20 protein-coding genes and 1 pseudogene are annotated in these 22086 nt (G+C 74.4%); 10 read left to right on the top strand and 11 right to left on the bottom strand.

All coding sequences use genetic code 11. The annotated features are described in order from the left end of the window. Positions 1 to 173 precede the first annotated feature (173 nt). The 5 genes from ABZ449_RS06305 to ABZ449_RS06285 all read right to left on the bottom strand — a co-directional run bounded on the left by ABZ449_RS06305 (position 174) and on the right by ABZ449_RS06285 (position 7071). Positions 174 to 2321, bottom strand: coding sequence for a 3-hydroxyacyl-CoA dehydrogenase NAD-binding domain-containing protein (locus ABZ449_RS06305; RefSeq protein WP_360341020.1), 2148 nt, complete (start codon positions 2319 to 2321; stop codon positions 174 to 176). A gap of 2 nt (positions 2322 to 2323) precedes the next feature. After that, on the bottom strand, positions 2324 to 3568 hold the full coding sequence (locus tag ABZ449_RS06300) for an acetyl-CoA C-acyltransferase (protein ID WP_360341017.1): 1245 nt from the start codon (positions 3566 to 3568) through the stop codon (positions 2324 to 2326). Between the two features lie 301 nt (positions 3569 to 3869). Beyond that, positions 3870 to 5114, bottom strand: coding sequence for an HRDC domain-containing protein (locus ABZ449_RS06295; RefSeq protein WP_360341014.1), 1245 nt, complete (start codon positions 5112 to 5114; stop codon positions 3870 to 3872). Positions 5115 to 5371: 257 nt separating this feature from the next. Beyond that, positions 5372 to 6088 carry a response regulator transcription factor gene (locus ABZ449_RS06290; RefSeq protein WP_360341011.1) on the bottom strand — a complete coding sequence of 239 codons (717 nt, stop codon included), beginning with the start codon at positions 6086 to 6088 and terminating at the stop codon, positions 5372 to 5374. A 320-nt stretch (positions 6089 to 6408) separates the two neighbouring features. Then, the gene (locus ABZ449_RS06285) at positions 6409 to 7071 is read right to left on the bottom strand and encodes a DUF3000 domain-containing protein (RefSeq protein WP_360341008.1); all 663 of its coding nucleotides are present in this window, start codon (positions 7069 to 7071) and stop codon (positions 6409 to 6411) included. A gap of 236 nt (positions 7072 to 7307) precedes the next feature. Here ABZ449_RS06285 and hemE point away from each other — a divergent pair, with 236 nt between their 5' ends. Then, positions 7308 to 8321: a uroporphyrinogen decarboxylase gene (hemE, locus tag ABZ449_RS06280; protein ID WP_360341195.1), complete on the top strand. Its 1014-nt coding sequence runs from the start codon at positions 7308 to 7310 to the stop codon at positions 8319 to 8321. 35 nt (positions 8322 to 8356) lie between these two features. Here hemE and ABZ449_RS06275 read toward each other — a convergent pair whose 3' ends face one another. Continuing rightward, the gene (locus ABZ449_RS06275) at positions 8357 to 8797 is read right to left on the bottom strand and encodes a DUF523 domain-containing protein (RefSeq protein ID WP_360341005.1); all 441 of its coding nucleotides are present in this window, start codon (positions 8795 to 8797) and stop codon (positions 8357 to 8359) included. Between the two features lie 210 nt (positions 8798 to 9007). Between ABZ449_RS06275 and hemG the strand changes: the two genes are divergently transcribed. Then, positions 9008 to 10438 carry a protoporphyrinogen oxidase gene (gene hemG / locus ABZ449_RS06270; RefSeq protein WP_360341002.1) on the top strand — a complete coding sequence of 477 codons (1431 nt, stop codon included), beginning with the start codon at positions 9008 to 9010 and terminating at the stop codon, positions 10436 to 10438. Then, on the top strand, positions 10435 to 11160 hold the full coding sequence (hemQ, locus tag ABZ449_RS06265; protein WP_360340999.1) for a hydrogen peroxide-dependent heme synthase: 726 nt from the start codon (positions 10435 to 10437) through the stop codon (positions 11158 to 11160). The genes hemG and hemQ overlap by 4 nt, the downstream gene beginning before the upstream one ends. A 98-nt stretch (positions 11161 to 11258) precedes the next feature. Here hemQ and ABZ449_RS06260 read toward each other — a convergent pair whose 3' ends face one another. The 5 genes and pseudogenes from ABZ449_RS06260 to ABZ449_RS06240 form a co-directional block, all read right to left on the bottom strand. Beyond that, a complete protein-coding gene (locus ABZ449_RS06260; protein WP_360340997.1) occupies positions 11259 to 11435 on the bottom strand; it encodes a hypothetical protein in 177 nt (58 codons plus the stop codon). 61 nt (positions 11436 to 11496) lie between these two features. After that, positions 11497 to 12279, bottom strand: coding sequence for a TIGR04222 domain-containing membrane protein (locus ABZ449_RS06255; RefSeq protein WP_360340994.1), 783 nt, complete (start codon positions 12277 to 12279; stop codon positions 11497 to 11499). A 127-nt stretch (positions 12280 to 12406) separates the two neighbouring features. Beyond that, entirely contained in the window at positions 12407 to 13480 is a 1074-nt protein-coding gene (locus tag ABZ449_RS06250; RefSeq protein ID WP_360340991.1) for a TIGR04222 domain-containing membrane protein, read from the bottom strand. Between the two features lie 70 nt (positions 13481 to 13550). After that, positions 13551 to 14054 carry a hypothetical protein gene (locus ABZ449_RS06245; RefSeq protein ID WP_360340988.1) on the bottom strand — a complete coding sequence of 168 codons (504 nt, stop codon included), beginning with the start codon at positions 14052 to 14054 and terminating at the stop codon, positions 13551 to 13553. A 14-nt stretch (positions 14055 to 14068) separates the two neighbouring features. Continuing rightward, positions 14069 to 14911 (bottom strand): annotated as a pseudogene (locus ABZ449_RS06240) (DUF692 domain-containing protein); the annotation flags it as partial. A 312-nt stretch (positions 14912 to 15223) separates the two neighbouring features. Between ABZ449_RS06240 and ABZ449_RS06235 the strand changes: the two are divergent. The 7 genes from ABZ449_RS06235 to ABZ449_RS06205 all read left to right on the top strand — a co-directional run bounded on the left by ABZ449_RS06235 (position 15224) and on the right by ABZ449_RS06205 (position 22067). Then, entirely contained in the window at positions 15224 to 16159 is a 936-nt protein-coding gene (locus ABZ449_RS06235) for a GNAT family N-acetyltransferase (RefSeq protein WP_360340985.1), read from the top strand. Positions 16160 to 16358: 199 nt separating this feature from the next. Continuing rightward, positions 16359 to 17369, top strand: coding sequence for an MBL fold metallo-hydrolase (locus ABZ449_RS06230; protein ID WP_360340982.1), 1011 nt, complete (start codon positions 16359 to 16361; stop codon positions 17367 to 17369). Positions 17370 to 17482: 113 nt separating this feature from the next. Next, positions 17483 to 19405, top strand: a complete 1923-nt coding sequence (locus ABZ449_RS06225) for an ATP-binding protein (protein WP_360340979.1) — start codon at positions 17483 to 17485, stop codon at positions 19403 to 19405. After that, on the top strand, positions 19405 to 19836 hold the full coding sequence (locus ABZ449_RS06220) for a roadblock/LC7 domain-containing protein (RefSeq protein WP_360340976.1): 432 nt from the start codon (positions 19405 to 19407) through the stop codon (positions 19834 to 19836). The genes ABZ449_RS06225 and ABZ449_RS06220 overlap by 1 nt, the downstream gene beginning before the upstream one ends. Then, positions 19833 to 20186: a DUF742 domain-containing protein gene (locus ABZ449_RS06215; protein ID WP_360340973.1), complete on the top strand. Its 354-nt coding sequence runs from the start codon at positions 19833 to 19835 to the stop codon at positions 20184 to 20186. Before ABZ449_RS06220 ends, ABZ449_RS06215 begins: the two co-directional genes overlap by 4 nt. Positions 20187 to 20256: 70 nt before the next feature. Then, entirely contained in the window at positions 20257 to 20877 is a 621-nt protein-coding gene (locus ABZ449_RS06210; protein ID WP_360341192.1) for an ATP/GTP-binding protein, read from the top strand. Further along, complete coding sequence (locus ABZ449_RS06205; RefSeq protein WP_360340970.1) at positions 20874 to 22067, top strand: cytochrome P450; 1194 nt, start codon at positions 20874 to 20876, stop codon at positions 22065 to 22067. The genes ABZ449_RS06210 and ABZ449_RS06205 overlap by 4 nt, the downstream gene beginning before the upstream one ends. Positions 22068 to 22086 lie beyond the last annotated feature (19 nt).

Here is a 22086-nt window from a genome sequence, read left to right as displayed (position 1 = left end):
AGACGCCCGCACCCGGCTCTGCCCAGGAGACGTCCGTACACGCCGTGCCGCGCCGAAGGGCCCGTACACAGCCCGTACAGCCCGCACAGCCCGGTACACAGCCCGTACACACGGAGGAGCCCCGGTGACCACCAGGTCACCGGGGCTCCTCCGTGAGCGGCTGCGCCTACGCCTTACGCGGGCACCGAGGCCACGCCGGGGGCGAGGAAGGGCTTGCCGTTCACCCGCTCCGAGATGCCCTCACGGTCCAGGTACGGGGTGATCCCGCCCAGGTGGAAGGGCCAGCCGGCACCGGTGATCATGCAGAGGTCGATGTCCTGCGCCTCGGCGACGACACCCTCCTCCAGCATCAGGCCGATCTCCTGCGCGACGGCCTCCAGGGCGCGGGCGCGGACCTGCTCCTCGGTGAGCACCGAGTCGCCGAAGGACAGCAGCTCCAGCACCTCGGGGTCGAGGACCTGCTGGCCGTCCACCCAGGTGTAGAAACCGCGCTTGCCGGCCTTGACGACCTTGGCGAGGTTCTCGGAGACGGTGAACCGCTCCGGGAAGGCGCCGTGCAGGGTCTCCGAGACGTGCAGGGCGATGGCCGGGCCGACCAGCTCCAGCAGCACGATCGGGGACATCGGCAGGCCGAGCGGCTCGACGGCCTTCTCGACGTCGGCGATCGGGGTGCCCTCGTCGATGATGTTCTGGATCTCGCCCATGAAGCGGGTCAGGATCCGGTTCACCACGAACGCCGGGCGGTCCTTGCACAGGACCGACGTCTTCTTCAGCTTCTTCGACACGGCGAAGGCGGTGGCCAGCGCGGCGTCGTCGGTCGCGTCGCCGCGGACGATCTCCAGCAGCGGCAGGATCGCGACCGGGTTGAAGAAGTGGAAGCCGACGACCCGCTCGGGGTGCTTCAGCTTCGAGGCCATCTCGGTGACCGACAGCGAGGAGGTGTTGGTCGCCAGCACGCAGGTCGGCGAAACCACGTTCTCCAGGTCCGCGAAGACGGCCTGCTTGACGCCCATCTCCTCGAACACGGCCTCGATGACGAAGTCCGCGTCGCCGAAGGCGGCGGCCTTGTCCAGCGAGCCGGAGACCAGGCCCTTGAGGCGGTTGGCCTTGTCCTGGCCGATCCGGCCCTTGCCGAGCAGCTTGTCGATCTCGGCGTGGACGTAGCCGACGCCCTTGTCGACGCGCGCCTGGTCGATGTCGGTGAGGACCACCGGCACCTCCAGACGGCGGGCGAACAGCAGCGCCAGCTGCGAGGCCATCAGACCGGCGCCGACGACGCCGACCTTGGTGACCGGGCGGGCCAGCGACCTGTCCGGCGCGCCGACCGGGCGCTTGGCCCGGCGCTGCACCAGGTTGAAGGAGTAGATGCCGCTGCGCAGCTCGCCGCTCATGATGAGGTCGGCCAGGGCCACGTCCTCGGCGTCGAAGCCGGCCTGCAGGCCGGCCCTGTCGGCGAGGTCGAAGTCCTTGGCGGCGGCGATGATGTCCAGCGCCTTGTAGGCGGCCGGAGCGGCGCCGTGCACCTTGGCGTCGGCGACCAGGCGGCCCCAGGCGACGGCGTCGTCCCAGGCCTTGCCGCGGTCGATCGCCTCGCGCTCGACGACGACGTCGCCCTTGAGGACCTTGGCGGTCCAGAGCAGCGACTGCTCCAGGAAGTCGGCCGGCTCGAAGATCGCGTCGGCGATCCCCAGCTCGAACACGTCCTTGCCCTTGAGCTGCTTGTTCTGGTTCATCGAGTTCTCGACGATGACCTTGACGGCCTTACCGGCACCCACCAGGTTCGGCAGGATGGTGCAGCCGCCCCAGCCGGGGACGAGGCCGAGGAAGACCTCGGGCAGCGAGAAGGCCGGGACGCCCGCCGACACCGTGCGGTAGTCGCAGTGCAGGCCGACCTCGACGCCGCCGCCCATCGCCGCGCCGTTGTAGAAGGCGAAGGTGGGGACGGGCAGCGCGGCGATCCGCTTGAAGACGTCGTGGCCGCCCTTGCCGATGGCCAGCGCGTCCGAGTGCTCCTTGAGCACCTCGACGCCCTTGAGGTCGGCGCCGACCGCGAAGATGAACGGCTTGCCGGTGATCGCGGCGCCGATGATCCCGCCCTCGGCGGCCTCGGCCTCGACCTGGTCCAGCGCCTCGTTCAGCTTGAGCAGCGAGCCCGGGCCGAAGGTGGTCGGCTTGGTGTGGTCGAAGCCGTTGTCCAGGGTGATCAGGGCCAGCCGGCCGGCCTGCAGCGGCAGGTCGAGGTGGCGGACGTGCGCCGTCGTGACGACCTCGCCCGGGAAGAGCTCGGCGCCGCGGGTCAGCAGCTCAGTGGTGTCGGCCATGGTCACTTACCACCCTCGAGCTCGGTGTTCCGGGTCGCCCCGCTCCAGTGGGGGTTCTCCCAGATGATGGTGCCGCCCATGCCGAAGCCGATGCACATCGTGGTGAGGCCGTAGCGGACGTCCGGGCGCTGCTCGAAGCGGCGGGCCAGCTGGTTCATCAGGCGCACGCCGGAGGAGGCCAGCGGGTGGCCGAAGGCGATCGCACCGCCGTACGGGTTGACCCGCTCGTCGTCGTCCGCGATGCCGAAGTGGTCCAGGAAGGCCAGGACCTGGACGGCGAAGGCCTCGTTGACCTCGAAGGCCTGGATGTCGTCGATGGTCAGACCGGCCTTGGCCAGCGCCTTCTCGGTGGCCGGCACCGGGCCGACACCCATGACCTCGGGCTCGACGCCCGCGAAGGCGAAGGAGACCAGGCGCATCCTGACCGGGAGGCCGAGCTCCTCGGCGACGTCCTCGGCGGCCAGCAGCGAGGCGGTGGCACCGTCGTTCAGACCGGCCGAGTTGCCCGCGGTGATGTTGCCGTGCGGGCGGAACGGGGTCTTGAGGCCCGCCAGGTTCTCCATCGTGGTGCCCGGGCGCATCGGCTCGTCCACGGTGGCCAGGCCCCAGCCGGTCTCGCCGACCTCGGGGTTGGTGTTGCGGATCGTGATCGGCACCAGGTCGGGCTGGATGTCGCCGTTGGCGTACGCCTTGGCGGCCTTCTCCTGCGAGCGCACGGCGTAGGCGTCGCAGCGCTCCTTGGTCAGGTGCGGGAACCGGTCGTGCAGGTTCTCCGCGGTCATGCCCATGAACAGGGCGGACTCGTCGACCAGCTTCTCGGAGACGAAGCGCGGGTTCGGGTCGACGCCCTCGCCCATCGGGTGGCGGCCCATGTGCTCGACGCCACCGGCCACGACCACGTCGTACGCGCCGAAGGCGATGCCGCCGGCGGTGGTGGTCACCGCGGTCAGCGCGCCGGCGCACATGCGGTCGATCGCGTAGCCGGGGACGGACTTCGGCAGGCCGGCCAGCAGGGCGGCGGTGCGCCCGATGGTCAGACCCTGGTCGCCGATCTGCGTGGTGGCCGCGACGGCGACCTCGTCGATGCGCTCGACGGGCAGGTTCGGGTTACGGCGCACGAGCTCCCGGATGCACTTGACGACCAGGTCGTCGGCGCGCGTCTCGTGGTAGATGCCCTTCGGGCCGGCCTTGCCGAACGGGGTGCGGACGCCATCGACGAAGACGACGTCCCTCGCGGTACGAGGCACGGGGGCTCTCCTCCCAGGGACCAACATTTCGAGGTGGGCAGGCTGCCGCCGTCGAAGACCCGAGCGGCGCCGCATCACGGCCATGCTACCCGCCGGTAACCAACCTGCCCAGGCCCCTCGGAGGGATCTGACCATGTGTCTCCCGACACGTTCCCCGGCCCGTCCGACCAGGAGCTCCGTTCCCGGGCACGACGAAGGGGACGTCGCCCGTACGGACGACGTCCCCTTCGTCGTGTTGCCGGACCGGCCCGGCTCCGCGAGCGGGCGCCGCGATCGGCCCTCGGTCGACCCTCGGTCGCGATCAGTCCTGGGCGGTGGCCGCCGCGACGAACGCGGCGGCGATCGCCGGTGCCACCAGGTCCACCTGCCACTGCCGGGCGCCGAACCCGCGCAGCGCGGCCGCCACGTCCTCGGGGCCCGGGTCGGCCGGCGGCTGCCAGGAGACCCGCCGGACCAGGTCCGGGGTGATCAGGTTCTCGGCGGGCAGGTGGTAGCGCTCGGCCAGCTCGCCGATCGCGCTGCGCGCGCCGGAGAGCCGGGCGGCGGCCACCGGGTCCTTCTCGGCCCAGGCCCGCGGCGGCGGCGGTCCGTCGTGCGGCGCGGTGGCCGGCGGCAGCAGGTTCTCCGGGATCTCCCGGCCGCGCTGCACGGCCGCCAGCCACTGCTCCAGCTGGCGCCGGTGCACCCGGGGGCCGAAGCCCTGCACGGCCTGCAGGGAGGCGATGCTCAGCGGCATGGCCAGCGCGGCGTTGACGATCGCGGCGTCCGCGAGCACCCGGCCGGGGGAGACGTCGCGCTCCTGCGCCATCCGGTCGCGGGCGAGCCACAGCTCGCGCACCACGGCCAGCTGGCGGCGGCGGCGGATCTTGTGCAGCTGCGAGGTGCGGCGCCACGGGTCGGTGCGCGGGGCCGGGCGGGGCGCGGCGGCGATGGCGGCGAACTCCTCCATCGCCCAGCCGAGCTTGCCCTGGGCGTCCAGCTCCCGTTCGAGTGCGTCTCGCAGCTCGACCAGCACCTCGACGTCCAGAGCGGCGTAGCGCAGCCACGGCTCGGGCAGCGGGCGGGTGGACCAGTCGACCGCGGAGTGCTCCTTGGCCAGGCTCAGCCCGAGCACGTTCTCGGTCATCGGCCCGAGGCCGACCCGGGCGAAGCCGGCGATCCGCCCGGCCAGCTCGGTGTCGAACAGGCGCCGGGGTCTCATGCCGACCTCGGACAGGCAGGGCAGGTCCTGGCTGGCCGCGTGGACCACCCATTCGGCGTCCTCGACGGCCCTGCCGAGCGCGCTGAGGTCCGGGCAGGCGATCGGGTCGATCAGGGCGGAGCCGGAACCCGCGCGGCGCAGCTGGATGAGGTACGCGCGCTGCCCGTAGCGGTAGCCGGAGGCCCGTTCGGCGTCGACGGCCACCGGTCCGGTGCCCGCTGCGAAGGCGGCGACGATGGCGGCCAGCGCCCGGTCGTCCGCCACCACGGGCGGGATCCCGTCCTTCGGTTCGAGGAGCGGGACCGGGGCTGCTTCTTCTGGGATGGCTGCTACGGCGTCGGTCACCCACCAAGGGTACGACGGTCCTCACGACCGGGAGTGTTGTCGGACTGGTCAGACTGTTGATCGACAGGGGGTCGCGCCGGGGCCGAACGGGGACCGCGCAGGGGCCGCACGGCGCGGCGCGGGGCGGCACAGGACCGGGTGGGGGGCCGTCCGGAGGGCAGCGCGCGGACCGCGCGCTGCGGGCCCCGGGACAGCGTGACGGCGGCCGAGGAGGAAACGTTCCTCCTCGGCCGCCGCAGCGGTCCGGAGCGCCCGGCTCAGTGGATGATGCCGGTGCGCAGCGCGACCGCGACCATCCCGGCGCGGTCCCCGGTGCCCAGCTTGCGGGCGATCCGGGCGAGGTGGCTCTTGACGGTCAGTGCCGACAGTCCCATCGCCACGCCGATCGCCTTGTTGGACTGCCCTTCGGCGACCAGCCGCAGCACCTCGACCTCGCGGCCGGAAAGCTCGCGGTAGGCGGCCTGCTGCGCGCCCGGCGCTCCGGGGGCTCCGGGGGCGCCCGGCGCACCCGCCGCGCCCGGCATGCCCGGCATCCCGGGGCGGCGCATCCGGCCGGCCAGCCCGGCGGCGCCGAGCGGCAGGCCCGGGCGGCCCGGCATCGCGACGTTCGTCCGGGTGCCGGTCACCACGTATCCCTTGACTCCGCCGGCCAGTGCGCTGCGGACCGCGCCGATGTCGTCGGCGGCGGACAGTGCCAGGCCGTTGGGCCAGCCCGCGGCGCGGGTCTCGGCGAGGATGGTCAGCCCGGAGCCGTCCGGGAGGTGCACGTCGGCGACGCAGATGTCGCGCGGAGTGGAGACCCTGGGGCGGGCCTCGGCGATGGAGGACACCTCGATCACGTCGCGGACGCCGAGTGCCCACAGGTGGCGGGTGACGGTGTTTCGGACGCGGGGATCGGCGATGACCACCATGGCGGTGGGCTTGGTCGGCCGGTAGGCGACCACGTTCGTGGGGTGCTCAAGAAGGACCGACACCAGGCCTCCTGCGGGGAGTGGCGGACGGAACCCCGATGGGGGCGGTCGGAGTGTTCCGCGTTCGGAAAGGGTCACAGTCTGCTTCGGCAGCAACCGTGCCCGGCTTTAGCGAATGATCACGATCTAGTGAGTAACAATACGGACAAATCGCGCAAATGATTGATGCGACATGCCCGCTATTCGCACAAAATCGATCAGATTCGGTGCCGATCGGTCGGTATCGACCATTGAATTGACGCAGAGCGGATCCGAAGTCACACTCCGTCAGCCCTGGGGGTGGCGTCCGGCCCCCGGGCGCCGCCGGGCCCGCACACCACCCGTCAGTGCGACCGGGGGCGTCGCCGGGCCGGCATCGGGACCACTCCACCGAGTGAAGGAACCTCGGTGGGCCCCTGCGGGGCCGGGGCGGCCGGAGGCAGGCCGGCGCTGACGCACAGCAGGTCCGCCCACGCGGCCAGGTGCCGCTCGAAGCGGCCGTCGGACGGGGTCCAGGAGGCCCGGATCTCGATCTCGGTCGAGGACGGGCGGTCCGCCAGGCCGCCGAAGTACTGGGAGGAGGCCAGGGTCACCGTGCCGGAGGGCTCCGCGTACCCGGCGCCGTGCGCCTGCAGGGTGTCCAGCAGCCAGGACCAGCCCACCTCGGAGACCATCGGGTCGCCCGCCATCTCCGGCTCCAGCTCGGCCCTGGTCATGGTGACCACCCGGAACTCCCCGTTCCAGGCCTCCTGCCCGGCCGGGTCGTACAGCAGCACCAGCCGGCCGTCCGCCAGCTCCTCGCCGTCGACCTCCACCGAGGCGGTCACCGCGAACGAGTACGGGGCGAGCCGGCGCGGCGCCGGCGCCGGGGAGAGCTGCACCTCGGGCCGCAGCCGGGCCCCGTCCAGGGCCGCCACGGCCGCCCGGAACTCGCTCGGCGCCCCCTCGCGCCCCGCTCCGCCACCTGCTCCGCCACCCTGTGCGGGGTGCCCTCCGACCGCTGCCATGCCCCGAAGACTAGGTCGAAGGACGGGGTTATCGCCGCAACTTCTCTCCCAGCGGCGTGCCGGAACGGCAAACCCGGACAGATCTTGGAGGAACCGACGAGACCGGCCGGGAAACCGGGCCCGGCACGCGTGCGAAGATTTGACGCGTGAGCGAGACAACGGCAGACACCACGGCGGCCTCCCACGACGGCCCGACCACCCCCCGGCGTCGCGGCGCCGCCCACGACTCGGCGTTCCTGCGCGCCTGCCGGCACGAGCCCGTGCCGCACACCCCGGTGTGGTTCATGCGCCAGGCCGGCCGCTCGCTGCCCGAGTACCTGAAGGTCCGCGAGGGCATCCCCATGCTGGAGTCCTGCATGCGGCCCGAGCTGGTCAAGGAGATCACCCTCCAGCCGGTGCGCCGGCACAAGGTGGACGCGGCGATCTTCTTCAGCGACATCGTGGTGCCGCTCAAGGCCGTCGGCATCGACGTCGACATCAAGCCCGGCATCGGCCCCGTCATCGCCGACCCGATCCGCACCTTCGAGGACCTGAAGCGGCTGCGCCCGCTGGAGCCGGACGACGTCCCCTACATCACCGAGGCTGTCGGCCTGCTGGTGGACGAGCTCGGCGAGACCCCGCTGATCGGCTTCGCCGGGGCGCCCTACACCCTGGCCAGCTACCTGATCGAGGGCGGGCCGTCCAAGAACCACGAGAACACCAAGGCCATGATGTACGGGCAGCCCGAGCTGTGGGCCGCCCTGGTGGACCGGCTCGCGGACATCACCTCGGCCTTCCTCAAGGTCCAGATCGAGGCCGGCGCCTCGGCGGTCCAGCTGTTCGACTCCTGGGTCGGCGCGCTCGCGCCGGACGACTACCGCCGCTCGGTGATGCCGTCCAGCACCAAGGTCTTCGACGCCGTCGCCGAGTACGGCGTGCCGCGGATCCACTTCGGCGTCGGCACCGGCGAGCTGCTCGGCCTGATGGGCCAGGCCGGCGCGGACATCGTCGGCGTCGACTGGCGGGTGCCGCTGAACGTCGCCGCCGAGCGGGTCGGCCCGGGCAAGGGCCTGCAGGGCAACCTCGACCCGGCGGTGCTGTTCGCGCCCACCAAGGTCGTGGAGACCAAGGCCCGCGAGGTGCTGCACGCCGCCCAGGCGCTCGGCACCAGCGGCCACATCTTCAACCTCGGCCACGGCGTGCTGCCGTCCATGGACCCGGACGCGCTCAGCCGCCTCGTCGCCTTCGTCCACGAGGCCAGCGCCCGCTGACCTCCCGGTGGCGGGCCTCCGGCCGAGGGGGCCCGCTACCCGGCCGTGACCTCGATCCCGGCCCGGCGCAGCAGTGCCGCCGTCACCCCGTCGCCCGGGCGCAGCTCCCCGGTGAACGACCCGTCGTACACCTGCCCGCAGCCGCAGGACGGGCTGCGGGCCATCAGCACCGCCCGCCGGGCCCCGGCCTCCTCGGCGGCGGACAGCGCCGCCCGGGCGCCGGCCAGGAACTCCGCGGTGCAGTCCGCCCCGGTCGCGTCCACCACCCGGGCCCGCCCGTCCAGCACGTCCGCGCCGTCCCCGCCCACGATCTCCGCCGGCGGCCGCGGCGTCGGCAGCCCGCCCGCCCCCTCCGGGCACACCACCACGGCCCGCCCCTCCTCGACCAGCCGCACGGCGCCGTCGGAGGTCTTCGCCCTCCCGTCGTACCGACAGGGAATCCCGGCCAGACACGCACTCACCACGATCGGTTCCATGGCAGGAGCGTAACCACGGGGAGGTGGGCTCGTTCGTGCAGCATGATGAGTGAACTTCCCGATCGGATGTACGCGCGGCCGGGATCTTCCGCGGCGAACTCGAACGCCCGGTGCCGTTCCCGATCGCGATCGATCTGGACGGGCTGGTACCGAGCAGCGGGCGTGCAGCGGATTGAGGGTCCGGTGTAAAGACCTGCGAGACTGCGGAGCATGTCGGATGCACAGGTCGTCGTCGTCGGTGGTGGGATCGCGGGGCTGGCTGCGGCCGCTTTCCTGAGCGGTGCGGCCGGAGGGGCCGCGCGGGCGCGGGTGACGCTGCTGGAGGCGTCCGGGCGGGTCGGCGGGAAGCTGTGGGGCGGGGAGGTCGGCGGGGTCCGGGTGGACCTCGGGGCCGAGTCGGTGCTGGCCCGGCGGCCGGAGGCGGTGGAGCTGGCGCGGGCGGTCGGACTCGGCGAGGAGCTGGAGCCGCCGACCACCGCGAAGGCCGCGATCTGGACCCGCGGCGCGCTGCGGCCGCTGCCCGGCGGACAGGTGATGGGCGTCCCCGGCGACCTGGAGGCGCTGGCCGCCTCCGGCGTGCTGAGCGACGAGGGGCTGGAGCGGGCCCGGAACGAGCGGCCCACCGAGGTCGGAGAGGACGTCGCGATCGGCCGCTACGTCGCCGACCGGCTGGGCCGGGAGGTCGTCGACCGGCTGGTCGAGCCGCTCCTCGGCGGCGTCTACGCCGGCCACGCGGAGGAGATCTCGCTGCGCGCCGCCGTCCCGCAGCTGCTGGCGATCGCCCGCGGCGGCGGCCCGCTGGTCGAGGGGGTGCACGAGCTGGCCTCCCGGCCGACGGCGGTCGGCACTCCGGTGTTCCAGGGCCTGCGCGGCGGCCTCGGCACCCTGCCCGGCGCGGTCGCCGCGGCCTGCGTCAAGGCGGGCGTGGACCTGCGCACCGACGCCCCGGTGGACGAGCTGCGCCGCACCCCCGACGGCTGGCGGGTGGTGACCGGCGGCGAGGTGCTGCACGCGGACGCCGTGGTGCTGGCCGTCCCGGCCCCCGCCGCGGCCCGGCTGCTGCGCGAGGACGCCCCGGCGGCCGCCACCGAGCTGGACGCCGTCGAGTACGCGGGCATGGCCCTGGTGACCCTGGCCTTCCGCCGCGCCGACCTGCCCGAGCCGCCCAGCGGCAGCGGCTTCCTGGTTCCGCCGGTGGACGGCCGGTGGATCAAGGCCTCGACCTTCTCCTCCAACAAGTGGGGCTGGCTGGAGCGCTCCGCGCCGGACGCGTTCCTGCTGCGCACCTCGCTGGGCCGGTACCGCGAGGAGGAGGCGCTCGGGCTGGGGGACGAGGAGCTGGTGGCGCGCTCGCTGGCGGACCTGGAGGAGGCGATCGGGCTGACCGCCCGGCCGTACGACACCTTCGTCTCCCGCTTCTCGGCCGGTCTGCCGCAGTACCCGGTCGGGCACCTGGACCGGGTGGCCCGGGTGCGGGAGGCGGCCGGGCGGGTGGGCGCGCTGGCGCTGTGCGGCGCCGCGTACGACGGGGTGGGCATTCCGGCGTGCATCGGTTCGGCGGCCGCCGCCGCCGCGGCCGTCGACAGACTGCTGACCCCGGCGACCGGGGAAGGCTCCACGGAGAGGACAATGGGCGCATGACTGAGAGCGTTGAGCGGGAGCCGGAGCAGCGGCCCGAGAAGAAGAAGGCGCGCGACCTGAACCAGGTCATCCGCTACACCATGTGGTCGGTGTTCAAGCTCAAGGGCGCCCTGCCCGAGGACCGCACCGCGCTGGCCGCCGAGGTGGACGAGCTGTTCGCCCAGCTGGCCGCCAAGGACGTGACCGTGCGCGGCACGTACGACGTCTCCGGTCTGCGCGCGGACGCCGACATCCTGGTCTGGTGGCACGCCGCCGACTCGGACGACCTCCAGGAGGCGTACAACCGCTTCCGCCGCACCGGCCTCGGCCGGCTGCTGGAGCCGGTCTGGTCGAACATGGCGCTGCACCGCCCGGCCGAGTTCAACAAGTCGCACATCCCGGCCTTCCTGGCCGACGAGCGCGCGCGCGACTACGTCTGCGTGTACCCGTTCGTCCGCTCCTACGAGTGGTACCTGCTGCCGGACGAGGAGCGGCGCGCGATGCTCGCCGAGCACGGCATGATGGCGCGCGGCTACCCGGACGTGCGGGCCAACACGGTGGCCTCATTCGCGCTCGGCGACTACGAGTGGCTGCTCGCCTTCGAGGCGGACGAGCTGCACCGGATCGTCGACCTGATGCGCGACCTGCGCCCCTCCCGGGCCCGGCTGCACGTCCGCGAGGAGGTGCCGTTCTTCACCGGTCGGCGCAAGCCGGTCAGCGAGCTGCTGAACGGCCTGGTCTGAGCGCTCCCGCGCTCCCGCGGTTCTCGGAGGCCGGCTCCCCGTCCGGGGAGCCGGCCTCCGGCGTGTGCGTGTGCGGTCGGTCCACGGGTGCGGTCGGTCTACGGGCGGGGCCCGGCGAATTCGCGCAGCACGGAGGTGCCGGGGATGGAGCGGCGCAGCCGGACCGGGCGGCCCTCGTGGCGGGCGCGCTCCAGCGTCGCGAGGCCCTTCCTGCCGAGGCCCTGTCGGCCGATGTCGGGCCGGCCGATGCCGGGCTTGCCGGGGGATTCGTCCACGGGTCGGAGTCTGCCCTGGTCGGAGCGGTGGGCGCAGCCGCTTTTCGCGTCGGTGTGGGGCTCAGGTCCGGTGCGGGCGCAGGGCGGCGCGCAGCCGGGCATCGGGCAGGACGGCCGGGCCGTTCATGGCGACGGCGGTGAGCAGTTCGCGCTCCTCGTCGTCGGCCAGGCCGCGCTGGCGGGCCGGGCGGACCTCGCGCAGGACCTCCTGGCCGATCGGGGAGGCCCAGCGGGTGTACGGGTAGACGTCGACCCGGGCCATCAGCAGGGTGCCCGAGGTGAGCACCACCGGCAGGGAGAACCAGGCGAGCGGGGCGAGGGCGTCACCGCCGGTGAAGCCGCCGACGGCCAGCGAGGCGGCCAGCAGGACCAGCGTCAGCAGCAGCGCGTGCCGGACCTGCCGGACCACCACCACGGTGTTGCGCTGCACCAGGGCCGGGGTGGCCAGGCCCGCCAGCGTGAGCCGGGCGCCGATCTCCAGCACGGTGGGGTGCTCGGCCATCGCCCGGCGCAGGTCGTCGGTCGGGCACTGGATCTCGGGGCCGACGGTGGCGATGACCGCCCGCTCCAGGCGGCTGCGGCCCCGGGGGTCGACCACGGTGGTCCAGCCGGTGTGCGCCAGGTGCAGCCGGCCGCGGCCGGCCATCAGCACGAGGGCGAGTTCGACCACCCGGTCCGGGCCGCCGGCCAGGTAGGCGGTCTCGTAGAGGCCGATGCCGACGGCTTCGGGGGGCCGCAGGCCGGTCCGGTCGGCCAGGGCGTCGGCGGTGGCGGTCATCCGGACCAGTCGGAGGCAGGACAGGACCGCCGCGACACAGGCCGGTATGAGGAACAGCAACCACATGGGCTTGTTGTATGCCTGTGTCGACGGCGGGCGGAACGTCTTCCCGGTCCGCGATACCGAACTGTGACGTCCGAAGGCGAGTTCGAAGGCGCGTCCGCGGCGCGGCGCCGGTGCGCCCGGCGGGGGCTCAGGAGCCGCAGCCACCGCCGCCGCAGCTCGACCCGCAGCTGGAGGAGGACGAGGAACCACAGCTCGACGAGGAGGACCCGCAGCTGGAGGAGGACGAGGAACCACAGCTCGACGAGGAGGACGAGGACCCGCAGCTGGACGAGCCGCAGCCGGAGCCGGAGGAGCCGGAGTCGGAGGAGCCGCACCAGGAGGCGGAGCCCCCGCCGCAGCCGGAGGAACCGGACGAGGAGGACGACGACGAGGACGACGAGAGGGAGTTCGCGGTGACCGCCTGCCGTACGGCCTCCTCCTCGACCGACGCCGCCAGCATCGCGGCCTCCAGCTCCGGGTTGTCCAGCCCGGCGGCGGCCAGGCCGCCGAGCGCGAGCGCGCCCAGCAGCACGCCGCCGGCGAGCTGGGGCGGCACCCCGGCGTTGGGCTTCCACGGCGTGCCCTGCATCAGGGAGAGCTGGCGCTGCCCGGCCGGGGTGATCCGACCCTTGAGAGGCGCGGTGGCGAGCAGCGTGGCGAATCCTCCGAGCAGCAGGAGGCCCGGGGTCCAGAGGTTCGGGCGGTCGTGGCCCACGGCGCCGTCGTCGAGCAGGAGGGCGGCCACCGCGGAGGCCACCACGACGACCAGCGCGAGCCAGAGCAGTCGGCGGGCGGTGCGGGCCCGGCGCAGCAGCTCGGGGCGGCGCAGCAGGCCGCGGTCGGCGAGTCGGTCGCCGATCTCCTGGACGGCGGCGGAGCGCATCACGGTGTGGCGCAGCGGGCCGATTTCGCGGCTCCCGGTCGGGCCGACGGCGTCCTGGACCGCCTTGTCGACGGCGTCGTACGGCTTGGCGCCGGTGAGCGTGACGAGACCGGAGCGGCTGACCACGGCCTGCTCGTTCAGGTGCATCCGGACCATGGCGGTGTCGAACACCCGCGCCGGCCCGCCGGACAGGAACGCGGTGTCGAGCAGCGGCAGACCGCGGCCGGGCAGGCCCTTGGCGTGGCGGACCCGGCCGATGCGCTGCCGGGTCCGGGCGGCGTACAGGGCGGCGGTCACCAGCAGGACGGCCGGGACGATGAAGTAGCTGTTGTGCCACATGGGCTGTTCCCCCGAGGTGGTGATGGTGCGTCAGAGTTCGGTGCCGCCGGGTTCGGCGGCGGCCCGGCCGTCAGCGGCGCAGGGCCCGGCGCAGGCGTGCGAGCGGGCCCGGCGGCCGTACGGGCGCCGGGTGGAGCCACTGCTCCAGGGCCCGGCGGTGCTCGGCGGCGAGCGGGCCGCCGTCGGTGAGCACCCACTGGGCGAAGGCCCGGGCGTCGGCGCGGTAGCCGCCGGTCTGCGGGTGGGAGCGGGCGTAGTCGAGGAAGAGCGGGCCGTACCGCGCCCCGAGCGTCCGGGGCAGGTCCGGGGCCACCTTGGCGGTGGTGTCCCGCCGCTTGGCGGCCAGGCCGGTGGACTGGGCGCGGACCTGGCGCTCGTCGAAGCCGGGCGGGACGGGCCCGCCGGCCACCAGGGCGGCCAGCAGCTCCTCCTGGCGCCGGGCCAGGCGCCGCCGGGCGGCGGCGGGGTCCGGGTCGGCGAGGCCCTGCCCGGCGAGGTCCTGCCGGGTGACGCCCTGGTCGGTGGTGGGGCCCGGGGTGGCGTTCCCCCGAGCCGTTCCCGTCAGGTCGCTCATCGTCGGGTGCTCCCCTCCAGCACCCGGCGGATGGCGTCCAGTTCACCGGCCAGCTCGCTGGGCGGCGGGAAGTTGCCGTCCCGCTCCAGCAGCACCCCGGGCGGGGCGGTCCGCGCGCAGAGTTCGGCCAGCACCTCCAGCACCGGTTCGGTGACGGGGTGGGCGTGGGTGTCGTGCCAGACGCCGTCGACCAGGGTGCCGCCCGCGACGTGGACGTAGGCGAGCGACTCCAGCGGCAGGCGGTCGAGCTCGGCGGCCGGGTCGATGCCGAGGTTGACCCGGTTGGTGTGCAGGTTGGCGACGTCGATCAGCAGCCGGACGCCGGTGCGCTCGACGAGCTCGGCGAGGAACTGGCCCTCGGTGAACTCGTCGTCCGGCCAGGCGAGCTGGGCGGCGACGTTCTCCAGGGCGAGCGGCACCGGCAGCCGGTCCTGGGCGATCCGGACGTTCTCGGCGATCACCCGCAGCGAGTCCCGGGTGCGGGGGACGGGCAGCAGGTGGCCGGCCTCCAGGCCGCCGGCCCGGACGAACGCCAGGTGCTCGGTGACCAGCGGGGAGCCGAGGGCCAGCGCGGCCTCGGCGAGCCGGGCGAGGCGGCCGGGGTCGGGCAGGTCGGCGCCGCCGAGGCCGAGGCCGACGCCGTGCGGGACGACGGTGACGCCGCGTTCGCGCAGCACGGTCAGGGAGTCGGGCAGGTGGTCGGCGCAGATGTTCTCGGCGACCACCTCGACCCAGTCCAGGCCCGGTTGGCGCTCGACCACGGTGTCGATCTCACTGCGCCAGCCGAGGCCGACGCCCAGGCGGGGTGCGGGTCCCGGGGATGTGGCCTCGCGGCTCGCGGCGGCGGAGGCGGGCAGTTCCAGGGCAGGGGAAGTCATCGGTTCGCCCCCTTCTGAGGGCCGGGTGGGAGGGCCGTCGAGCGGTGCGGGCGTCGTCGCCGGAACCGCGTGGCCGTGCTGCTGAGAATGTCCCCGGGCGGGGTGGCTGCCAAGCCTCGCCCGGTCTTCTCAGAGCATTATTTGAGCATGTCGTCCCGGCGGTGAGGGACTTTGGTCCCGAGCCCGGGCCGTTCCCGCAGGTGGGCGCCCTTCCGGCGGGAAAAACCGGAGGCGCCGGACGGGTCGGCGCGGCTAGCGTGGGAATCCATGACTTCTTCTGGTTCTTCCTCCTTGACGATCCGTGACTTCCGCCCCGAGGACGCCCGGGCCGTGGCCGCGGCCCACCGGGCCGGGCGCGAGCACCTGGTGCTCTCCGCCGAGGCCCTGGTCTGGCTGAACGCCCGGCCCAGCCCCGACGAGCACTTCCGCACCTTCGTCGCCGAACTGGACGGCCGGGTGGTCGGCGCGGTGCGCTGCGGGGTGGTGCTCGGGACGACGACCACGGGCGTCGGCTACGCCAACGGCAGCGTGCTGCCGGAGTTCCGGCGGCGCGGCGCGGCCACCGCCCTGCTGGCCGCGGCCGAACGGCACCTGACCGCGTACGGGGTGACGGAGCTGCACACCTGGCTGGACGACGAACCCGCCTCGCTGGCCTTCGCCACCGCCCGGGGCTACCGGCTCGGGCGCACCATGCAGTTCGCCGGACGGGACCTCGTGCTGCCGCTGCCGCCCGCGCCCGTACCGCCGGCCGGCGTCGAGCTGCGCCCGGCCGCCGACTGGGCGGCCGACCCGCACCCGGTGTTCCTGGTCGAGGCGGACGCCATCCTGGACGAGCCCGGCAGCGAGGTGCCGATGGACGCCTACGAGTACGAGGACTGGCTGCGCAACGACTGGAACCGGCCGGACCGGGACGCCGCGCTGAGCGTCGTGGCCGTGGTGGACGGCCGGCCGGCCGCGTTCAGCATGGCGCAGACCGACGGGGAGGACCGCTACTGGTCCGCGTTCACCGCCTGCCGCCGGGAGTTCCGCGGCAGGGGGCTGACCAAGCTGGCCAAGCTGGAGTCGCTGCGGCTCGCCGCGGCCGCGGGTCACCGGCACGCGTACACCAGCAACGACACGACCAATGCGCCGATGCTGGCGATCAACGCGTGGCTCGGTTACGAACGCTGCGCGGGGGAGCGCAAGGGGATCAAGCAGCTGAACGGCGCCGCCGACCAGCAGATCTGACGTTCCGCAGACGCCTCCCGACGGGATGCCCCGGCCGCCCACCGGTGCCCAACCGGGGCGCGGGACGGGCCACTTCGGCCAGATGTGGTCCAGACCACGTGGGACGAATCGGGACAGCTCGGGTTGCTCCGGGCGCGAAGTGGCTTGAACTGTAATGGTTTTGCTCCACTCCTGTCACGGCATGGGCATAATCGCGCACATGACGATCAGGCGTGCGAACGTGAGCGCGATTGCCGAGGACCTCTACGTGTGGCTCCCGCCGAAGCGGGGGTGGGGCCTGGCCAACTGCGGGCTGCTGGCCTCGGAGACCACCGCGCTCTGGATCGACACGCCGTACGACCCCTCGATGGCCGGGGAGTTCCTCGCCGTGAGCCGGCGACTGCTGCCGGACGGGGTCGGGATCGACCGGGTGGTCGTCACCCACGCCAACGGGGACCACCTGTGGGGCGCCGGCGTGCTGCCGGACGCCGAGGTGATCGCCACCCGCGAGGCGCTGGAGCACATCCACTGGGAGCCCACCCCGCAGCAGCAGCACGCGCTGGTCGCCAACAGCGACCCGCAGTCGCCGCTCGGCGGCTACCTCAAGGAGCACTTCGGGCGGTTCGACTGGTCCGGCACCGAGCCGGTGCGCCCCGACACCGTCTTCACCGGCGAGCTGGAGCTGACCGTCGGCCGCCACCCGGTGCGGATCACCAGCCTGCCCGCCGCCCACACGGGTGGCGACCTCCTGGTCCACCTCCCGCACCAGCGCGCGGTCTTCACCGGCGACGTGATCTTCTCCTCGACGCCTGAGCAGCCCGGCGACCACCCCTCGCACTGGGCCGGACCGCTGGAGAACGTCATCGGCGCCTGCGAGCAGGCCCTGGCCACCGGCGCGGAGATCTTCGTGCCCGGCCACGGCCCGGTGCTCGACCGCGACGGCGTCCGCGAGCACATCGGCTACCTCGCCTACGTCCGCGAACGCGCCCACGCCCTGCACGCCGCCGGCATACCCGCGCTGGACGCCGCCCGGCGGGTGATCGCCGAGCAGCGCCACCCCGAACTCGGCCTGCCCGAGCGCCTGGTGCTCACCGTCGCGGCCGAGTACCGGCACCTGGACGGCTCCGAGGCCCCGGGCGTCCTGGAGGCCATGGGCCAGGTCGCCCTGGTGGCCCGGGAGCTGGCCGAGGACGCCGTCCGCTGCCCGCGCCCGCGCGCCGCCCGTAGCTGACCCCGCCCGCGCGCCGACCGGAACCGAGCCCACCGGGCTCCCGGGCGCACTCTCCTCCCGGCAGGCCCGGCCGCACCACCGAGCCACACCCGCAAGCACCCACGAGGACTTCGATGACGCAGATCGCGCTGATCGTCCTGGCGCTGGTCGCCGCCGTGGCCGCGGCCGTGCTCGCCCGCGGCCGGGCCGGGGCCGTCACCCGGGCCTCGGCCGCCGAGACCGCACTCGGCCGCAGCGAGGAGCGCACCCGGGCGGCCGAGGGCAGGCTCGCCCGCGCCGAGCAGCAGCAGCGCGAGGCCCAGGACGCCGCCCGGAGCTCCGCCGAGGAGACCCGGCGGGCCCAGGAGCGCACCCGGGCCGCCGAGGACAGCGTCCGCGAGGCCCAGGAGGCGGCCCGGCACGCGCAGGACGCCGTGCGGGACGCCCTGCAACAGGGCGCCGCCGCGACCGCCCGCGCCGAGCGGGCCGAGAGCGCGCTCGCCGCCGCCGAGACCCGGGCAACCGCGCTGCTCGCCGAGATCGGCCACCTCGCCCAGGAGCGGGTCGCCGCCACCGCCGTACGGCTCACCCACACCAACGCCCCGCCGGTCGGCCCCCTGGACCCGGAGGCCGTCGGCCCCGAGGCCGTCCGGGCGCTGCAGGCCGTCCTGGACGCCGCCCACGCCGCCCTCGCCGACGAGCGCGAACGGGTGGACGCCGCCGCCCGCGCCGCCATGCGCGGCGCCACCTCCCGGATCCAGACCCTGCTGTACCAGATCCAGAGCCTGGTCCAGCAGCTCCAGCACGAGAACGACGACCCCCGGCTGCTGGAGGTCGACTTCCGCAACGAGGTCGCGCTGCGCCGGATCCAGACCATCGCGGTGCTCTGCGAGGCCTGGCCGGGCCTCGCCCGTACCGACTCGCCGCTCGCCGAGGTGGTCGTCGGCGCGCTCTCCCGGGTGCCCGGCTACGCCCGGATCAAGGTCGCCAACCACCTGCGCGAGCAGCGCCTCGCCGTGGTCGCCCGGGCCGCCGAGCCGATCGCCGTCACCATCGCCGAGCTGCTCGCCAACGCCACCGCCTACTCCCACCCGGAGACCGACGTGCCGGTCACCGTCCAGCAGGGCGGCCGCGGCGCGCTGGTGATCATCGACGACAGCGGCATCGGCATGGACGAGGACCAGCTGCGCCGCGCCCGCCGGCTGCTGGCCGGCCCGCCCGACATGCTGCTCACCGAGCTCGGCAACCCGCCCAAGACCGGCTTCGCGGTGATCGGCAAGCTGGCCCGTCAGTACGGCTTCTCCTGTCACATCGAGCCCTCGCCGTACGGCGGCATGCGGACCATCCTGCGCATCCCGGCCGCGCTGGTGACCGTCGTGGACGACGAGCAACCGCTGTCGGTGCTCACCCCGCTGCCGCTGCGGGCCGGCGCCGGCCCGGCCCCGGCGCCCACCGTCGCGGCCGTCCGGCCGATGCGCGACGGGGACGAGCAGGACGGGCCGCGGCTCGCCGACCGCCACAACCGGCCGGGCCCGCATCCGACCCCGGCCATCCGGGTGGTGCCCGATCCGGTGGCGGACCGCCCGGCAGGGGACGACGCGCCCGCGACGGACGGCGCTCCCGTGCGGGACACGCCCGCGACGGACGCACCCGTGGCCGACGACGGCACCGGCCTGCCCACCCGGCGCCGCCGCCGTCCGCCGGCCGCCGGACAGCCGTCCGGCGCCGAGCCCGGCCCCGTCCCGGCCTCCGCCACCGCACCCGACCGCACCCCCGAGCGGGCCGCCGCCCACTGGCAGGCGCTGCAGCGGGGCACCGACTCCGGCCGGGCCGCCGTGGCCCGGGCCGCCCGCGAGGAGACCACCGTCGTCGCCCCCGGCGGCGGGGCCGCCCCCGCGAGCGGCGAGAGCACACCCGGCGGGACGGACCCGACCGGCGGGACGGACACACCCGGCACGACGAGGACCCCCGGCACGACGAACACCCCCGGCGACACCGCCGCCGGCCGCGACCCCGGTGACCAGAGCACCGGTCCGACCCCAGAGGGAGCCCAGTAGTGAGCAGCACGCCCAGCCCGACCACCACCGACGAGATCTCGTGGGTGCTGACCCCGTTGCTGGAGCTGCCGGGTGTGCTGCACGCGGTCATCGCCACGGGTGACGGCCTGGTCGAGGGTGCCTCGGACGGCCTGGAGCGCGCCTCGGCCGAGCGGGTCGCCGCGATGACCGCCACCGTCCACGCCGCCGCCCGGGCCTTCACCACGGCGTTCACCGACGTCGAGCGGCCCCGGCTGGCCCAGACCGTGGTGGAGTCCGACCTCGGCTACGCCATCGTGGTGCCCGCCGGGGAGAACACCTCGCTCGCCGTGTTCACCTCGCCGGACGCCCAACTCGGCAACGTCGCCTACCAGATGCAGCTGCAGGTCGCCGCCCTCGGTCGCGCGCTCGCGAGCCCGACCCGGCGGCAGGACGACGACGGCCGGTCATGACCGCGGCCCCCCGCAGGCGGATGGTGCCCGCCTACCTGGCCACCGGCGGCCGCAGCCGCCCCGGCACCAAGGGCTTCGAGCGGCTGACCGTGCTGTTCGCCGACCGCGCCGATCCGCCGGACGCGCTCGAACCCGAACACCGCCGGCTCTGGGAACTGCTGCGCCCCGGCGCGCTGACCGTGGTGGAGGCCGCCGCGCACCTGCGCCTGCCGGTCAGCGCCACCGTCTTCCTCGCGGCCGACCTGGTCGAATCGGGCTGCCTGCGCGCCCGCGCACCGATCCCGCGCGCCCAGCAGACCGACCGCTCCATCGTCGAGAGGCTCCTCGTTGGACTCCGTGCGCTCCGATGACCCGGCCGGCCGGCCGGACCCGGAAGACCAGAGCCGGGTGGGCTACCTGCCCGACCAGGACCAGACGCTGATGAAACTGGTGGTGGCCGGCCCGTTCGGGGTCGGCAAGACCACCCTCATCCGCACCCTCTCGGAGATCGCCACCCTGCACACCGAGGAGGCGATGACCGAGACCGGCCGCCCGGTGGACGACCTGGCCGGCCTGCCCGGGAAGGTCACCACCACCGTCGCCGTCGACTTCGGCCGGCTCACCCTGCCCGGCAACGTCGTGCTCTACATGTTCGGCACCCCCGGCCAGCGCCGCTTCTTCCCGCTCTGGCGGGACATCGCCCGCGGCGCCGTGGGTGCCCTGGTGCTCGCCGACACCCGCCGGCTGGCCGACTCCTTCGAGATCATGGACATGGTCGAGGAGCAGGGCCTGCCGTACGCCGTCGCCGTCAACCGGTTCCCGGACGCGCCGGAACACCCGGTCGAGGTGCTGCGCACCCACCTGGACCTGCACGCCGCCACCCCGCTGCTGCTCTGCGACGCCCGCGAGCGCGACAGCAGCCTGGACGCGCTGATCGCGCTGGCCGAGCACGTTCTGGACGCACTGCCCGCAGCCTCCGAGGTCCCCGCGACCTCCGAGGTCCCCGCCGCGCCCGCCGCGCCCGCCGACCCCGTCGCCCCCGCCGCCCCGGAGCAGCCGTGACCGTCGAGTCCCGCCCGACCCCGATCCACGGCCCGGCCTTCGCCGCCGACCCCCAGTCGGTCTACGAGCGGCTGCGGCGGCACGGCGCGCTCGCCCCGGTCGAGGTCGCGCCCGGCGTCGAGGCCCTGCTGGTCACCGACTACCAGGCCGCGCTGGACCTGCTGCGCGACACCGACACCTTCTCCAAGGACTCCCGGGCCTGGCAGGCCACCGTCCCACCGGACTCCCCGCTGCTGCCCGTGCTCGGCTACCGCCCGACCGCCCTGTTCAGCGACGGCGAGACCCACGCCCGCTACCGGACGGTGATCACCGACGCCCTCGCGCTGTTCGAACCGCACCGGCTCCAGCGTCAGGTCGCCGAGACCGCCCACCGGCTGATCGACCGCTTCGCCGCCGTCGGCCACGCCGACCTGATCGCCGAGTACGCCCGCCGGCTGCCCGCGTTCGCGCTCACCACCTGGTTCGGCGTGCCGGAGGAGCGGCGCGCCGAGATGGTGGACTCGATCACCGGGCTGTTCGAGTCCGGCGCGAGCGCCGGCGCCGCGTACGGCAAGCTCGTCGCGGTGGTCACCGCGATGGTCGCCGAGCGCCGCGAACGCCCCCGGCACGACCTCACCTCCATGTACGTCACCCACCCGGTCGGGCTGGACGACGACGAGGTGATCCGGCAGATCACCCTGACCCTGATCGCCGGGCACGAGCCGACCACCAACCTGATCGGCAACGCCCTGCTGCGCCTGCTCACCGACGCCCGCTACGCCGGCTCGCTGTTCGGCGGCGCGATGACCGCCCACCAGGCGATCGACGAGGTGCTCTGGCACGAGCCGCCGATGGCCAACCTCTCGGCCCACTACCCGCGGTACGACATCACCTTCCACGGCCGCGAGATCAAGGCGGGCACGCTGGTCCTGGTCTCGTACGCGGCCGCCAACTCCCAGGCCGCGCCACCCACCGACGACGGGGTGCTGCGCAGCGGCGAGAGCGCCCACCTGGCCTGGGCGGCCGGCCCGCACGCCTGCCCGGCCCGGGACCCGGCCCTGCTGATCGCGATCACCGCCATCGAGCAGCTGGGCAGCCGCCTCAGCGACCTCGAACTGTCCACCCCGGCCGAGGACCTGCTCTGGCGCCCCGGCCCGTTCCACCGCGCCCTGGTGCACCTCCCGGTCCGCTTCGCACCGGTCGCGGGGTAGCCCCGGCCCTCGACGGCGG

The organism is Kitasatospora sp. NPDC005856, from assembly GCF_040629945.1.
GTDB lineage: Bacteria > Actinomycetota > Actinomycetes > Streptomycetales > Streptomycetaceae > Kitasatospora.
Note: the sequence above shows the minus strand (reverse complement) of the source record. Positions and strands in the feature narration are given on the sequence as shown.

Excerpts from the sequence above, each read along its gene's own strand:
- ABZ449_RS06250 (WP_360340991.1), bottom strand. The coding sequence starts at position 13,480 with ATGTGGCACAACAGCTACTTCATCGTCCCGGCCGTCCTGCTGGTGACC.
- ABZ449_RS06255 (WP_360340994.1), bottom strand. The coding sequence starts at position 12,279 with ATGTGGTTGCTGTTCCTCATACCGGCCTGTGTCGCGGCGGTCCTGTCC.
- ABZ449_RS06210 (WP_360341192.1), top strand. The coding sequence starts at position 20,257 with ATGAAACTGGTGGTGGCCGGCCCGTTCGGGGTCGGCAAGACCACCCTC.
- ABZ449_RS06305 (WP_360341020.1), bottom strand. The coding sequence starts at position 2,321 with ATGGCCGACACCACTGAGCTGCTGACCCGCGGCGCCGAGCTCTTCCCG.
- ABZ449_RS06285 (WP_360341008.1), bottom strand. The coding sequence starts at position 7,071 with ATGGCAGCGGTCGGAGGGCACCCCGCACAGGGTGGCGGAGCAGGTGGC.
- hemQ (WP_360340999.1), top strand. The coding sequence starts at position 10,435 with ATGACTGAGAGCGTTGAGCGGGAGCCGGAGCAGCGGCCCGAGAAGAAG.
- ABZ449_RS06230 (WP_360340982.1), top strand. The coding sequence starts at position 16,359 with ATGACGATCAGGCGTGCGAACGTGAGCGCGATTGCCGAGGACCTCTAC.
- ABZ449_RS06225 (WP_360340979.1), top strand. The coding sequence starts at position 17,483 with ATGACGCAGATCGCGCTGATCGTCCTGGCGCTGGTCGCCGCCGTGGCC.
- hemG (WP_360341002.1), top strand. The coding sequence starts at position 9,008 with ATGTCGGATGCACAGGTCGTCGTCGTCGGTGGTGGGATCGCGGGGCTG.
- ABZ449_RS06275 (WP_360341005.1), bottom strand. The coding sequence starts at position 8,797 with ATGGAACCGATCGTGGTGAGTGCGTGTCTGGCCGGGATTCCCTGTCGG.
- ABZ449_RS06245 (WP_360340988.1), bottom strand. The coding sequence starts at position 14,054 with ATGAGCGACCTGACGGGAACGGCTCGGGGGAACGCCACCCCGGGCCCC.
- ABZ449_RS06215 (WP_360340973.1), top strand. The coding sequence starts at position 19,833 with ATGACCGCGGCCCCCCGCAGGCGGATGGTGCCCGCCTACCTGGCCACC.